This is a genomic window from Escherichia sp. KCJ4928 (genome assembly GCF_004352695.1).
Classification (GTDB): domain Bacteria; phylum Pseudomonadota; class Gammaproteobacteria; order Enterobacterales; family Enterobacteriaceae; genus ECMA0423.
The window spans coordinates 1-13,131 of record NZ_SJWV01000115.1; the positions used below are offsets into that span (position 1 = coordinate 1).

Consider the following 13,131-nt stretch of genomic DNA (forward strand, 5'->3'; position numbering starts at 1 on the left):
GCGTTTCCTTTCAAATGAAAACGATCGTCGTCTAAAATCAGCAGTACCCCCGACAAACTCAGGGATTTTGTGTATAATTGCGGCCTTTTTCGGCAATCTGCCGTTTTTTGGCGCTTTTGCCCTGCTGACTTTTGAGGAAATCCACATGTCATTACCACACTGCCCAAAATGCAACTCCGAATACACTTACGAAGATAACGGCATGTACATCTGCCCGGAATGTGCCTACGAATGGAACGACGCAGAACCTGCACAGGAAAGCGACGAGCTGATCGTTAAAGATGCTAACGGCAATCTGCTGGCTGACGGCGACAGCGTTACCATCATTAAAGATCTGAAGGTGAAAGGTAGCTCTTCGATGCTGAAAATTGGCACCAAAGTGAAAAACATCCGCCTGGTTGAAGGCGACCATAACATCGATTGCAAAATCGACGGTTTTGGTCCGATGAAACTGAAATCTGAGTTTGTGAAAAAGAACTGATTGTATTGTGATCGGTAAGCCGGATAAGGCGCTCGCGCCGCATCCGGCAACGATGCCGACTGCCTGATGCGACGCTGACCGCGTCTTATCAGGCTTCCCTCTCATCTGTATAAATTTCGAACTACACTTAACTGGCTTCTCTTAACTGAGGTCACCATCATGCCGTTAAGTCCCTACCTCTCTTTTGCCGGTAACTGTGCCGACGCAATTGCTTATTATCAACGTACGTTGGGCGCTGAACTGCTCTATAAAATCAGCTTCGGCGAAATGCCAAAATCAGCGCAGGACAGCGCCGAGAACTGCCCTTCCGGAATGCAATTTCCCGATACCGCCATCGCTCATGCCAACGTGCGCATTGCCGGAAGCGACATCATGATGAGCGATGCCATGCCGTCAGGAAAAGCCAGCTACTCCGGCTTTACGCTGGTGCTCGATTCGCAACAGGTCGAAGAAGGAAAACGCTGGTTTGACAATCTTGCCGCTAACGGAAAAATCGAAATGGCCTGGCAGGAAACTTTCTGGGCGCATGGCTTTGGCAAAGTCACCGATAAATTTGGCGTACCGTGGATGATTAATGTCGTCAAACAACAACCAACGCAATAATCCGCCGGGAGGCCCGCCCTCCCGCACTGTCATCGAATTCCCGTTAACTCTTCATCTGTTAGTCACTTTTAATTAACCAAATCGTCACAATAATCCGCCACGATGGAGCCACTTTTTTAGGGAGGCTGCATCATGCAAACGATTATCCGTGTCGAGAAGCTCGCCAAAACCTTCAATCAGCATCAGGCGCTGCATGCGGTTGATCTGAACATTCATCACGGTGAAATGGTGGCTCTGCTTGGGCCGTCGGGTTCCGGCAAATCCACCCTTTTACGTCACTTAAGCGGTTTGATTACCGGCGATAAATCCGCCGGCAGCCATATCGAGCTGCTGGGCCGCACAGTCCAGCGCGAAGGCCGTCTGGCGCGCGATATCCGCAAAAGCCGCGCCAACACCGGCTACATCTTCCAACAATTCAACCTGGTGAACCGCCTGAGCGTACTGGAGAACGTGCTGATTGGCGCGCTCGGCAGCACGCCGTTCTGGCGCACCTGTTTTAGCTGGTTCACCGGCGAGCAGAAACAGCGCGCGTTACAGGCGCTGACCCGCGTTGGCATGGTGCATTTTGCCCATCAGCGCGTTTCCACCCTCTCCGGCGGACAGCAGCAGCGTGTGGCGATTGCCCGCGCGCTGATGCAGCAGGCGAAGGTGATTCTGGCCGATGAACCCATCGCCTCGCTGGACCCGGAATCCGCCCGCATCGTGATGGACACCCTGCGCGACATCAATCAGAACGACGGCATCACCGTGGTCGTCACGCTGCATCAGGTGGATTACGCCCTGCGCTACTGCGAACGCATCGTCGCCCTGCGCCAGGGCACGTTTTCTACGACGGCAGCAGCCAACAGTTTGATAACGAACGTTTTGACCATCTCTACCGCAGCATTAATCGCATCGAAGAGAACGCGAAAGCTGCCTGACATCCCCATCATTGAGGAAAACGAATGAACGCTAAGATAATTGCCTCGCTGGCCTTCACCAGCATGTTCAGCCTCAGCACCCTGTTAAGCCCGGCACACGCCGAAGAGCAGGAAAAGGCGCTGAATTTCGGCATTATTTCAACGGAATCACAGCAAAACCTTAAACCGCAATGGACGCCATTCTTACAGGATATGGAGAAGAAGCTGGGCGTGAAGGTGAACGCCTTCTTTGCCCCAGACTACGCAGGCATTATCCAGGGAATGCGCTTCAATAAAGTGGATATCGCCTGGTACGGCAACCTGTCGGCAATGGAAGCGGTGGATCGCGCCAACGGCCAGGTCTTCGCCCAGACGGTCGCGGCGGATGGATCGCCAGGTTACTGGAGCGTGTTGATCGTCAACAAAGATAGTCCGATCAACAACCTGAACGATCTGCTGGCGAAGCGGAAAGATCTCACCTTCGGCAATGGCGATCCTAACTCCACCTCTGGCTTCCTCGTCCCCGGTTACTACGTCTTTGCCAAAAACAATATCTCCGCCAGCGACTTTAAGCGCACCGTCAACGCTGGGCATGAAACCAACGCGCTGGCCGTCGCCAACAAGCAGGTGGATGTTGCCACCAACAACACCGAAAACCTCGACAAGCTGAAAACCTCCGCGCCAGAGAAGCTGAAAGAACTGAAGGTGATCTGGAAGTCGCCGCTGATCCCAGGCGATCCGATCGTCTGGCGCAAGAATCTCTCCGAAACCACCAAAGACAAGATCTACGACTTCTTTATGAACTACGGAAAAACGCCGGAAGAGAAAGCGGTGCTGGAACGCCTGGGCTGGGCCCCGTTCCGCGCCTCCAGCGACCTGCAACTGGTGCCGATTCGCCAGCTCGCACTGTTTAAAGAGATGCAGGGCGTAAAAAGCAATAAAGGACTGAATGAGCAGGACAAGCTGGCGAAAACCACCGAGATTCAGGCGCAGCTGGATGACCTGGACCGCCTGAACAACGCGTTAAGCGCGATGAGTTCGGTGAGTAAAGCGGTGCAGTAATGTGCTCGATCGGTCCCCTCTCCCTTGAGGGAGAGGGAGAAAACATTAAACGGAGCCAAACATGCAAACCATCACCATCGCCCCATCCAAGCGTAGCTGGTTCTCGCTTCTGAGCTGGGCCGTTGTTCTCGCCGTGCTGGTCGTCTCGTGGCAGGGCGCGGAAATGGCCCCGCTTACGCTGATTAAAGACGGCGGCAACATGGCAACCTTCGCTGCCGACTTCTTCCCGCCCGATTTCAGCCAGTGGCAGGATTACCTCACCGAAATGGCCGTCACGCTGCAAATCGCCGTCTGGGGCACCGCGCTGGCGGTGGTTCTCTCCATCCCCTTCGGTCTGATGAGCGCCGAAAACCTGGTGCCGTGGTGGGTTTACCAGCCCGTTCGCCGCCTGATGGATGCCTGCCGCGCCATTAACGAAATGGTCTTCGCCATGCTGTTCGTGGTCGCCGTCGGTCTCGGCCCGTTCGCTGGCGTGCTGGCGCTATTTATCCACACCACCGGCGTGCTCTCCAAGCTGCTTTCCGAAGCGGTGGAAGCGATCGAACCCGGCCCGGTAGAAGGCATTCGCGCCACCGGCGCCAACAAGCTGGAAGAGATCCTCTACGGCGTGCTGCCACAGGTGATGCCGCTGCTGATCTCCTACTCCCTCTATCGCTTCGAATCCAACGTCCGCTCGGCGACCGTCGTCGGCATGGTCGGCGCGGGCGGGATCGGCGTCACGCTGTGGGAAGCGATTCGCGGTTTCCAGTTCCAGCAAACCTGCGCCCTGATGGTGCTGATTATCGTCACGGTCAGCCTGCTGGATTTCCTCTCTCAACGGTTGCGTAAGCACTTTATCTGATTAGCGAGGCATTGATAGCTATGCACTTGTCTACACATCCGACCAGCTACCCAACACGCTATCAAGAGATAGCCGCAAAACTTGAGCAGGAGCTTCGTCAACACTATCGCTGCGGCGACTATCTTCCCGCCGAGCAGCAACTGGCGGCGCGCTTTGAGGTGAACCGCCACACCCTGCGCCGCGCCATCGATCAACTGGTGGAAAAAGGCTGGGTACAACGCCGTCAGGGCGTCGGCGTACTGGTACTGATGCGCCCGTTCGATTACCCGCTCAACGCCCAGGCGCGTTTTAGCCAGAACCTGCTGGACCAGGGTAGCCATCCCACCAGCGAAAAACTGCTGTCGGTATTGCGCCCCGCGTCCGGTCACGTCGCTGACGCGCTGGGGATTACCGAGGGCGAGAACGTTATCCATTTGCGCACCCTGCGTCGCGTCAACGGCGTCGCGCTCTGTTTAATCGACCACTACTTTGCGGACCTCACCCTCTGGCCGACACTGCAACGTTTCGACAGCGGTTCGCTGCACGATTTTCTGCGCGAGCAAACCGGAATTGCGCTGCGCCGCAGCCAGACGCGGATCAGCGCCCGCCGCGCCCAGGCCAAAGAGTGCCAGCGCCTTGAAATCCCGAATATGTCGCCGCTGCTGTGCGTGCGCACCCTTAACCACCGTGACGGTGAAAGCAGCCCGGCGGAGTACTCCGTCAGCCTGACGCGCGCCGACATGATTGAATTCACTATGGAGCACTGAATGCACGCAGATACCGCGACCCGCCAGCACTGGATGTCCGTACTGGCGCACAGCCAACCGGCTGAACTGGCAGCCCGCCTGAACGCGCTGAACATCACCGCCGACTATGAAGTGATCCGCACTGCCGAAACTGGCCTGGTGCAGATTCAGGCGCGAATGGGCGGTACCGGCGAACGCTTTTTTGCCGGCGACGCCACGCTGACCCGCGCCGCCGTACGCCTGACTGACGGCACGCTCGGCTACAGCTGGGTGCTGGGGCGCGACAAACAGCACGCCGAACGCTGCGCGCTGATTGACGCGCTGATGCAGCAATCTCGCCACTTTCAAAACTTATCAGAAACTCTTATTGCCCCGCTGGACGCTGACCGTATGGCACGCATTGCCGCACGCCAGGCCGAAGTGAACGCCAGCCGGGTCGACTTCTTTACGATGGTTCGCGGAGATAACGCATGACCCTGGAAACCGCTTTTATTCTTCCTGTGCAGGATGCCCAGCACAGTTTTCGTCGCCTGTTAAAGGCCATGAGCGAGCCGGGCGTGATTGTCGCCCTGCATCAGCTCAAACGCGGCTGGCAGCCGCTGAATATCGCCACCACCAGCGTGCTGCTGACGCTGGCCGATAACGACACGCCGGTGTGGCTTTCCGCGCCATTGAGTAACGACATCGTCAGCCAGAGCCTGCGTTTTCATACCAACGCGCCGCTGGTCAGCCAGCCGGAACAGGCGACCTTCGCGGTAACGGATGAGGCGATTTCCAGCGAACAGCTTAACGCCCTGTCCACCGGCACCGCCGTTGCGCCGGAAGCGGGTGCAACGCTGATTTTACAGGTCGCCAGCCTGAGCGGCGGACGCATGTTACGTCTCACCGGCGCGGGCATTGCCGAAGAACGAATGATCGCCCCGCAGCTGCCGGAGTGCATTCTGTACGAACTCACCGAGCGCCCGCACCCGTTCCCGCTCGGCATCGACCTGATCCTGACCTGCGGCGAGCGCCTGCTGGCTATTCCGCGAACCACGCATGTGGAGGTGTGCTGATGTACGTTGCCGTGAAAGGGGGCGAAAAGGCGATCGATGCCGCCCACGCCCTGCAAGAGAGCCGACGCCGGGGCGATACCGATTTGCCTGAACTGAGCGTCGCCCAGATTGAACAGCAGCTTAACCTCGCAGTAGATCGCGTGATGACCGAAGGCGGCATTGCCGACCGCGAACTGGCGGCGCTGGCGCTGAAACAGGCCAGCGGCGATAACGTCGAAGCAATTTTCCTGCTGCGCGCCTACCGCACCACGCTGGCGAAGCTCGCGGTAAGCGAGCCGCTCGACACCACGGAGATGCGTCTCGAACGGCGTATTTCAGCGGTTTATAAAGATATTCCCGGCGGCCAGTTGCTTGGCCCAACCTACGACTACACCCATCGCCTGCTCGATTTCACCCTGCTGGCAAACGGCGAAGCGCCGACGCTGACCACCGCCCACAGCGAACAACAGCCGTCGCCGCACGTTTTCAGCCTGCTGGCGCGTCAGGGGCTGGCGAAGTTTGAAGAGGATAGCGGCGCACAGCCGGATGACATCACCCGCACGCCGCCGGTTTACCCCTGCTCACGCTCCTCCCGTTTACAGCAGTTGATGCGCGGCGACGAAGGCTATTTGCTGGCGCTGGCCTACTCCACCCAACGCGGCTACGGTCGCAACCACCCGTTCGCAGGCGAGATCCGCAGCGGCTATATCGACGTATCGATTGTGCCGGAAGAGCTGGGATTTGCGGTGAACGTCGGCGAACTGCTGATGACCGAGTGTGAAATGGTCAACGGTTTTATCGACCCGCCGGGTGAGCGGCCGCACTTCACGCGCGGCTACGGGCTGGTGTTCGGCATGAGCGAGCGCAAAGCGATGGCAATGGCGCTGGTCGATCGTGCGTTGCAGGCTCCAGAGTACGGCGAGCACGCGACAGGCCCGGCGCAGGATGAAGAGTTCGTGCTGGCGCATGCCGACAATGTCGAAGCCGCAGGCTTTGTCTCGCACCTGAAACTCCCGCACTACGTCGATTTCCAGGCCGAACTGGAGCTACTCAAACGTCTGCAACAGGAGCAGAACCATGGCTAATCTGAGCGGCTACAACTTTGCGTACCTCGACGAGCAGACCAAACGCATGATCCGCCGCGCCATCTTAAAAGCGGTGGCGATCCCCGGCTATCAGGTGCCGTTTGGCGGGCGCGAGATGCCGATGCCATACGGCTGGGGAACCGGCGGCATACAGCTCACCGCCAGCGTGATTGGCGAAAGCGACGTGCTGAAGGTGATTGACCAGGGCGCAGACGACACCACCAACGCCGTGTCGATCCGCAACTTCTTTAAGCGCGTGACCGGGGTAAACACCACTGAACGGACGGACGATGCGACGCTTATCCAGACGCGCCATCGCATCCCCGAAACGCCGCTCACCGAAGATCAGATAGTTATTTTCCAGGTGCCAATCCCCGAGCCGCTGCGCTTTATCGAGCCGCGCGAAACGGAAACCCGCACCATGCACGCGCTGGAGGAGTACGGCGTGATGCAGGTGAAACTGTATGAAGATATTGCCCGCTTCGGTCATATCGCCACTACCTACGCCTATCCGGTGAAGGTTAACGGGCGCTACGTAATGGACCCGTCGCCGATCCCGAAATTCGATAACCCGAAAATGGACATGATGCCCGCCCTGCAACTGTTCGGCGCGGGGCGCGAGAAGCGCATCTATGCGGTGCCGCCGTTTACCCGCGTGGAAAGTCTCGATTTCGACGATCACCCGTTCACCGTTCAGCAGTGGGATGAGCCATGCGCCATCTGCGGATCGACCCACAGCTATCTTGATGAAGTGGTGCTGGATGACGCCGGAAACCGCATGTTTGTCTGCTCCGATACCGATTATTGCCGCCAACAGAGCGAGGCGAAAAGCCAATGAATAAACCGTTACTTTCGGTCAATAACCTGACCCACCTTTACGCGCCGGGCAAAGGCTTTAGCGATGTCTCTTTTGATTTATGGCCGGGAGAAGTGCTGGGCATTGTCGGAGAATCCGGCTCCGGGAAGACCACGCTGCTGAAGTCGATCTCCGCGCGTCTGACGCCGCAGCAGGGGGAGATTCACTACGAGAACCGTTCGCTGTATGCAATGAGCGAGGCCGACCGCCGTCGCCTGCTGCGCACCGAATGGGGCGTAGTGCATCAGCATCCACTCGACGGCCTGCGCCGTCAGGTCTCGGCAGGCGGCAATATCGGCGAGCGGCTGATGGCGACCGGGGCGCGTCATTACGGCGACATTCGCGCCACCGCGCAGAAGTGGCTGGAAGAGGTGGAAATTCCCGCCAACCGGATCGACGACCTGCCGACCACCTTTTCCGGCGGCATGCAGCAACGTTTGCAGATTGCCCGCAACCTGGTGACGCATCCGAAGCTGGTGTTTATGGATGAACCGACCGGCGGGCTGGATGTGTCGGTGCAGGCCCGCCTGCTCGACCTGCTGCGCGGCCTGGTGGTGGAGCTGAACCTGGCGGTGGTGATTGTCACCCATGATTTAGGCGTTGCCCGCCTGCTGGCGGACCGTTTGCTGGTGATGAAGCAGGGGCAAGTGGTGGAGAGTGGGTTAACCGACCGCGTGCTCGACGACCCGCATCATCCGTATACACAGCTGCTGGTGTCATCGGTTTTGCAGAATTGAGCCGGTGCCGGATGCGGCGTAAACGCCTTATCCGGCCTACAAATGCGCTCCCCGTAGGTCGGATAAGACGCGTCAGCGTCGCATCCGACACCCGAACCACGAGGCGAAAAATGATTAACGTACAAAACGTCAGTAAAACCTTCATCCTGCACCAGCAAAACGGCGTGCGCCTGCCCGTCCTCAACCGCGCCTCGCTCACCGTCAACGCGGGCGAATGCGTGGTGCTCCACGGTCACTCCGGCAGCGGCAAATCAACCCTGCTGCGCTCGCTGTACGCCAACTATCTGCCCGATGAAGGTCAAATCCAGATCAAACACGGTGACGAGTGGGTAGACCTGGTCACCGCGCCAGCCCGCAAAGTGGTGGAGATCCGCAAAACCACCGTCGGCTGGGTGAGCCAGTTTCTGCGCGTCATCCCGCGTATTTCAGCACTGGAAGTGGTGATGCAGCCGCTGCTCGATACCGGCGTTCCGCGTGAAGCCTGCGCCGCTAAAGCCGCGCGTCTGCTCACCCGCCTGAACGTGCCGGAACGCCTGTGGCACCTGGCGCCATCAACCTTTTCCGGTGGCGAACAGCAGCGCGTCAACATCGCCCGCGGCTTTATCGTCGACTACCCCATTCTGCTGCTCGACGAACCTACCGCCTCGCTGGACGCCAAAAACAGCGCCGCCGTAGTCGAGCTGATTCGCGAAGCCAAAACCCGTGGCGCGGCCATCGTCGGCATCTTCCATGACGAAGCCGTACGTAATGACGTCGCCGACCGCTTGCACCCAATGGGAGCCTCTGCATGATTATCAATAACGTCAAACTGGTGCTGGAAAACGAAGTGGTACACGGTTCGCTGGAGGTGCAGGATGGCGAAATCCGCGCCTTTGCCGAAAGCCAGAGCCGCCTGCCAGAAGCGATGGACGGCGAAGGTGGCTGGCTACTACCCGGCCTGATTGAGCTGCATACCGACAACCTCGATAAATTCTTCACCCCGCGCCCGAAAGTCGACTGGCCCGCCCATTCGGCGATGAGCAGCCACGACGCGCTGATGGTGGCAAGCGGCATCACCACCGTGCTGGACGCGGTGGCGATTGGCGACGTGCGCGACGGCGGCGATCGGCTGGAGAATCTGGAGAAGATGATCAACACCATCGAAGAGACGCAGAAACGCGGCGTCAACCGCGCCGAGCACCGTCTGCACCTGCGCTGCGAGCTGCCGCATCACACCACACTGCCGCTGTTTGAAAAACTGGTTCAGCGCGAACCGGTGACGCTGGTGTCGCTGATGGACCACTCACCGGGCCAGCGCCAGTTCGCTAACCGCGAGAAGTATCGCGAATATTATCAGGGCAAATACTCCCTCACCGATGCGCAGATGCAGCAGTACGAAGAAGAGCAATTGGCGCTCGCCGCACGCTGGTCGCAGCCGAATCGCGAATCCATCGCCGCCCTGTGCCGCGCGCGACAAATTGCGCTCGCCAGCCACGATGACGCCACGCACGCCCACGTTGCCGAATCCCACCAACTTGGCAGCGTGATCGCCGAATTTACCACCACGTTCGAAGCGGCGGAAGCCTCGCGTAAGCATGGCATGAACGTGCTGATGGGTGCGCCAAATATCGTGCGTGGCGGCTCGCACTCCGGCAATGTGGCGGCCAGTGAACTGGCGCAGCTTGGTCTGCTGGATATCCTCTCTTCCGACTACTACCCAGCCAGCCTGCTGGATGCGGCGTTCCGCGTCGCCGATGACGAGAGCAACCGCTTTACGCTACCGCAGGCGGTGAGGCTGGTGACCAAAAATCCGGCGCAGGCGCTGAATCTTCAGGATCGCGGGGTGATTGGCGAGGGTAAACGCGCTGACCTGGTGCTGGCGCATCGCCAGGGCAATCACATTCATATCGACCACGTCTGGCGTCAGGGTAAAAGGGTGTTCTGATGATGGGAAAACTGATTTGGTTAATGGGGCCGTCCGGCTCCGGGAAAGACAGCCTGCTGGCGGAACTCCGCCTGCGGGAACAAACGCAGTTACTGGTGGCGCATCGCTACATCACGCGCGACGCCAGCGCCGGAAGTGAAAACCATATCGCCCTGAGTGAGCGGGAGTTTTTTACCCGCGCGGGGCAAAACCTGCTGGCCTTAAGCTGGCACGCTAACGGTCTGTATTATGGCGTCGGCATCGAGATTGACCTCTGGCTGCACGCTGGATTCGACGTAGTCGTCAACGGTTCACGCGCGCATTTGCCGCAGGCACGGGCGCGCTATCAATCGGCGCTGCTGCCCGTCTGTTTACAGGTTTCGCCGGAGATCCTGCGCCAGCGCCTGGAAAACCGTGGCCGTGAAAACGCCAGTGAAATTAACGCCCGCCTGGCGCGCGCCGCCCGCTATACTCCACAGGATTGCCATACGCTCAACAATGACGGCAGCCTGCGCCAGTCGGTCGACACGCTGCTGACGCTGATCCATCAGAAGGAGAAACACCATGCCTGCTTGTGAGCTTCGCCCGGCCACGCAGTACGATACCGACGCGGTTTACGCGCTGATTTGTGAGCTAAAACAGGCGGAGTTTGACCACCATGCGTTTCGCGTGGGCTTTAACGCCAACCTGCGCGACCCAAACATGCGCTACCATCTGGCGCTGCTGGATGGCGAAGTTGTCGGCATGATCGGCCTGCATTTGCAGTTTCATCTGCATCATGTCAACTGGATCGGCGAAATTCAGGAACTGGTGGTGATGCCGCAGGCGCGCGGTCTGAACGTCGGCAGTAAATTACTGGCATGGGCAGAAGAAGAAGCCCGCCAGGCCGGGGCCGAAATGACCGAGCTTTCCACCAACGTGAAGCGCCACGACGCACACCGTTTTTACCTGCGTGAAGGCTACGAGCAGAGCCACTTCCGCTTCACCAAGGCGCTGTAACATGAGCCTGACCCTCACGCTCACCGGCACTGGCGGCGCACAGGGCGTTCCGGCATGGGGCTGCGAGTGCGCGGCCTGCGCCAGAGCGCGGCGCTCGCCGCAGTATCGCCGCCAGCCATGCAGCGGCGTAGTGAAGTTTAACGACGCGATCACCCTGATCGACGCCGGGCGGCACGATCTCACCGATCGCTGGTCGCCTGGATCGTTCCAGCAGTTTTTGCTGACGCACTACCATATGGATCACGTCCAGGGGCTATTTCCGCTACGCTGGGGCGTGGGCGATGTGATCCCGGTCTACGGCCCGCCGGATGAACAGGGCTGCGACGATCTGTTTAAACATCCGGGCCTGCTTGATTTCAGCCACACAGTGGAACCGTTTGTGGTGTTTGATTTGCAGGGGTTGCAGGTCACGCCGCTGCCGCTTAACCACTCAAAACTGACCTTCGGTTATCTGCTGGAAACGGCACATAGCCGGGTGGCGTGGCTGTCTGACACCGCTGGCCTGCCGGAAAAAACGCTGAAATTTTTACTCAATAATCATCCGCAGGTGATGGTGATTGATTGCAGTCACCCGCCGCGCGCGGATGCACCGCGTAATCACTGTGATTTAAATACCGTGCTTGCGCTGAATCAGGTTATCCGCTCGCCACAGGTGATTCTGACCCATATCAGCCACCAGTTTGATGCGTGGCTGATGGAAAACGCACTACCGTCAGGGTTTGAGGTGGGGTTTGATGGGATGGAGATTGGGGTGGCGTGATGAGAGGGAATGTGCGCGCTGGCCCCCTCACCCTAACCCTCTCCCCAGAGGGGCGAGGGGACCGATTGTGCTCAATATTGAATATTGCGCTCGTTTTCTCCCTCTCCCCATTGGGGTGAGGGGCGATGCCTGCTCCATACCCAACCTCATCGCCCATACTCATCTTCCATTCTCCGCTCTTCATCCTCCAGTTGCCGACGCTCCTGATCAAGCTGGCGCTGGCGATCGTCCAGCTGCCTGCGGCGATCTTCAAACTGGCGGCGGCGGTCGTCATATTGTCTGCGCCGATCGTCGCTCACTTCACGCTGCCAGCCGTCGTCGCGCGAATCTTCATAGTCTCGCCCACGGTCAGGGTTATAAGCGTCATTAATCGCCTGCTGAATATTACCAATAGTATCGTCGATAATATCAGCCTGGGCCGGAACGGTGGACAGCGTGAGCAGGGTGAATAAAAGAAATAGCGGAAAGCGTTTCATTAGCCAACCTCAAAAAGAAACTCTATCCACATTAGTCATTACTCATCCATGCAAGTAGTGGATGAATCTCAATTTCTCCGCTGCTCTATTGCCGTAATCGCCTCCACGCGTTGTTGATGACGACCGCCTTCGTACTGTGCGCCCAGCCACGCATCCACAATCATTTTTGCCAGTTCGAGGCCAACCACTCGTGAACCAAAAGCCAGCACGTTGGTGTCGTTATGCTGCCGCGAAAGTTGCGCGGAATAAGGTTCGCTACAGACGACCGCGCGAATTCCGGCAAACTTGTTCGCCGCTATCGAAATACCGACGCCAGTACCACAAATCAAAATCCCGCCATCAACCTCTCCGCCAGCAACAGCCAGTGCGACTTGACTGGCGTAATGCGGATAATCAGTACGCTCTGACGACCAGGTTCCTTTATCAATCACTTCAACGCCACGCTCAACTAAATGTGCCACTATTTCATGTTTTAAAATGAAACCGACATGATCACAGCCAAATGCAATCTTTTTCATTCATCTTCCCCGTTCGTGCAAAAACTTCACAATCAAAAAACATTTGTGATGTAAATGAATTAAAAACACCCAAAATCGATGAAATCCGCCTTCCTGATCTGTTTTACAGAGTTACATCTGACAGCGCAATAGCGTTAAAGACACTTACTATC

The 13,131-nt window shown here is 58.1% G+C and carries 17 protein-coding genes and 1 pseudogene; 16 read left to right on the forward strand and 2 right to left on the reverse strand.

Annotated features, from left to right (window positions below):
- Window positions 1–145 precede the first annotated feature (145 nt).
- The 16 genes and pseudogenes from E0D98_RS15850 to phnP all read left to right on the forward strand — a co-directional run bounded on the left by E0D98_RS15850 (window position 146) and on the right by phnP (window position 11,985).
- Entirely contained in the window at window positions 146–481 is a 336-nt protein-coding gene (locus tag E0D98_RS15850) for a zinc ribbon domain-containing protein YjdM (protein ID WP_001300891.1), read from the forward strand.
- 159 nt (window positions 482–640) lie between these two features.
- Entirely contained in the window at window positions 641–1,084 is a 444-nt protein-coding gene (gene yjdN, locus E0D98_RS15855; RefSeq protein WP_001131322.1) for a VOC family metalloprotein YjdN, read from the forward strand.
- Window positions 1,085–1,216: 132 nt separating this feature from the next.
- Window positions 1,217–2,004 (forward strand): annotated as a pseudogene (phnC, locus tag E0D98_RS15860) (phosphonate ABC transporter ATP-binding protein).
- A gap of 24 nt (window positions 2,005–2,028) precedes the next feature.
- Complete coding sequence (gene phnD, locus E0D98_RS15865; protein ID WP_000992002.1) at window positions 2,029–3,045, forward strand: phosphonate ABC transporter substrate-binding protein; 1,017 nt, start codon at window positions 2,029–2,031, stop codon at window positions 3,043–3,045.
- Between the two features lie 61 nt (window positions 3,046–3,106).
- Window positions 3,107–3,886 (forward strand): phosphonate ABC transporter, permease protein PhnE, encoded by a 780-nt coding sequence (gene phnE, locus E0D98_RS15870; RefSeq protein WP_001193509.1) that lies wholly within the window; start codon window positions 3,107–3,109, stop codon window positions 3,884–3,886.
- A 20-nt stretch (window positions 3,887–3,906) separates the two neighbouring features.
- Entirely contained in the window at window positions 3,907–4,632 is a 726-nt protein-coding gene (gene phnF, locus E0D98_RS15875; protein ID WP_001295387.1) for a phosphonate metabolism transcriptional regulator PhnF, read from the forward strand.
- A complete protein-coding gene (phnG, locus tag E0D98_RS15880; RefSeq protein WP_000542796.1) occupies window positions 4,633–5,085 on the forward strand; it encodes a phosphonate C-P lyase system protein PhnG in 453 nt (150 codons plus the stop codon). It abuts the gene before it with no gap.
- The gene (gene phnH, locus E0D98_RS15885) at window positions 5,082–5,666 is read left to right on the forward strand and encodes a phosphonate C-P lyase system protein PhnH (protein ID WP_000171588.1); all 585 of its coding nucleotides are present in this window, start codon (window positions 5,082–5,084) and stop codon (window positions 5,664–5,666) included. Before phnG ends, phnH begins: the two co-directional genes overlap by 4 nt.
- Entirely contained in the window at window positions 5,666–6,730 is a 1,065-nt protein-coding gene (gene phnI, locus E0D98_RS15890; RefSeq protein WP_001331312.1) for an alpha-D-ribose 1-methylphosphonate 5-triphosphate synthase subunit PhnI, read from the forward strand. Before phnH ends, phnI begins: the two co-directional genes overlap by 1 nt.
- Window positions 6,723–7,568 (forward strand): alpha-D-ribose 1-methylphosphonate 5-phosphate C-P-lyase PhnJ, encoded by an 846-nt coding sequence (gene phnJ, locus E0D98_RS15895; protein ID WP_000002299.1) that lies wholly within the window; start codon window positions 6,723–6,725, stop codon window positions 7,566–7,568. Before phnI ends, phnJ begins: the two co-directional genes overlap by 8 nt.
- Window positions 7,565–8,323 carry a phosphonate C-P lyase system protein PhnK gene (phnK, locus tag E0D98_RS15900; protein ID WP_001039799.1) on the forward strand — a complete coding sequence of 253 codons (759 nt, stop codon included), beginning with the start codon at window positions 7,565–7,567 and terminating at the stop codon, window positions 8,321–8,323. Before phnJ ends, phnK begins: the two co-directional genes overlap by 4 nt.
- A 110-nt stretch (window positions 8,324–8,433) precedes the next feature.
- Entirely contained in the window at window positions 8,434–9,114 is a 681-nt protein-coding gene (phnL, locus tag E0D98_RS15905) for a phosphonate C-P lyase system protein PhnL (protein ID WP_000611404.1), read from the forward strand.
- On the forward strand, window positions 9,111–10,247 hold the full coding sequence (gene phnM / locus E0D98_RS15910) for an alpha-D-ribose 1-methylphosphonate 5-triphosphate diphosphatase (RefSeq protein ID WP_047086394.1): 1,137 nt from the start codon (window positions 9,111–9,113) through the stop codon (window positions 10,245–10,247). Before phnL ends, phnM begins: the two co-directional genes overlap by 4 nt.
- Complete coding sequence (gene phnN, locus E0D98_RS15915) at window positions 10,247–10,804, forward strand: ribose 1,5-bisphosphokinase (RefSeq protein ID WP_000971891.1); 558 nt, start codon at window positions 10,247–10,249, stop codon at window positions 10,802–10,804. Before phnM ends, phnN begins: the two co-directional genes overlap by 1 nt.
- Window positions 10,791–11,225: an aminoalkylphosphonate N-acetyltransferase gene (gene phnO / locus E0D98_RS15920; RefSeq protein ID WP_001110490.1), complete on the forward strand. Its 435-nt coding sequence runs from the start codon at window positions 10,791–10,793 to the stop codon at window positions 11,223–11,225. Before phnN ends, phnO begins: the two co-directional genes overlap by 14 nt.
- A 1-nt stretch (window position 11,226) precedes the next feature.
- Window positions 11,227–11,985, forward strand: coding sequence for a phosphonate metabolism protein PhnP (gene phnP / locus E0D98_RS15925; protein ID WP_000059926.1), 759 nt, complete (start codon window positions 11,227–11,229; stop codon window positions 11,983–11,985).
- Between the two features lie 146 nt (window positions 11,986–12,131).
- Here phnP and yjdP read toward each other — a convergent pair whose 3' ends face one another.
- Both yjdP and rpiB read right to left on the reverse strand, forming a co-directional pair.
- Window positions 12,132–12,461, reverse strand: a complete 330-nt coding sequence (gene yjdP, locus E0D98_RS15930; RefSeq protein ID WP_000819746.1) for a DDRRRQL repeat protein YjdP — start codon at window positions 12,459–12,461, stop codon at window positions 12,132–12,134.
- Window positions 12,462–12,529: 68 nt separating this feature from the next.
- The gene (rpiB, locus tag E0D98_RS15935) at window positions 12,530–12,979 is read right to left on the reverse strand and encodes a bifunctional allose-6-phosphate isomerase/ribose-5-phosphate isomerase RpiB (protein WP_000716794.1); all 450 of its coding nucleotides are present in this window, start codon (window positions 12,977–12,979) and stop codon (window positions 12,530–12,532) included.
- Window positions 12,980–13,131 lie beyond the last annotated feature (152 nt).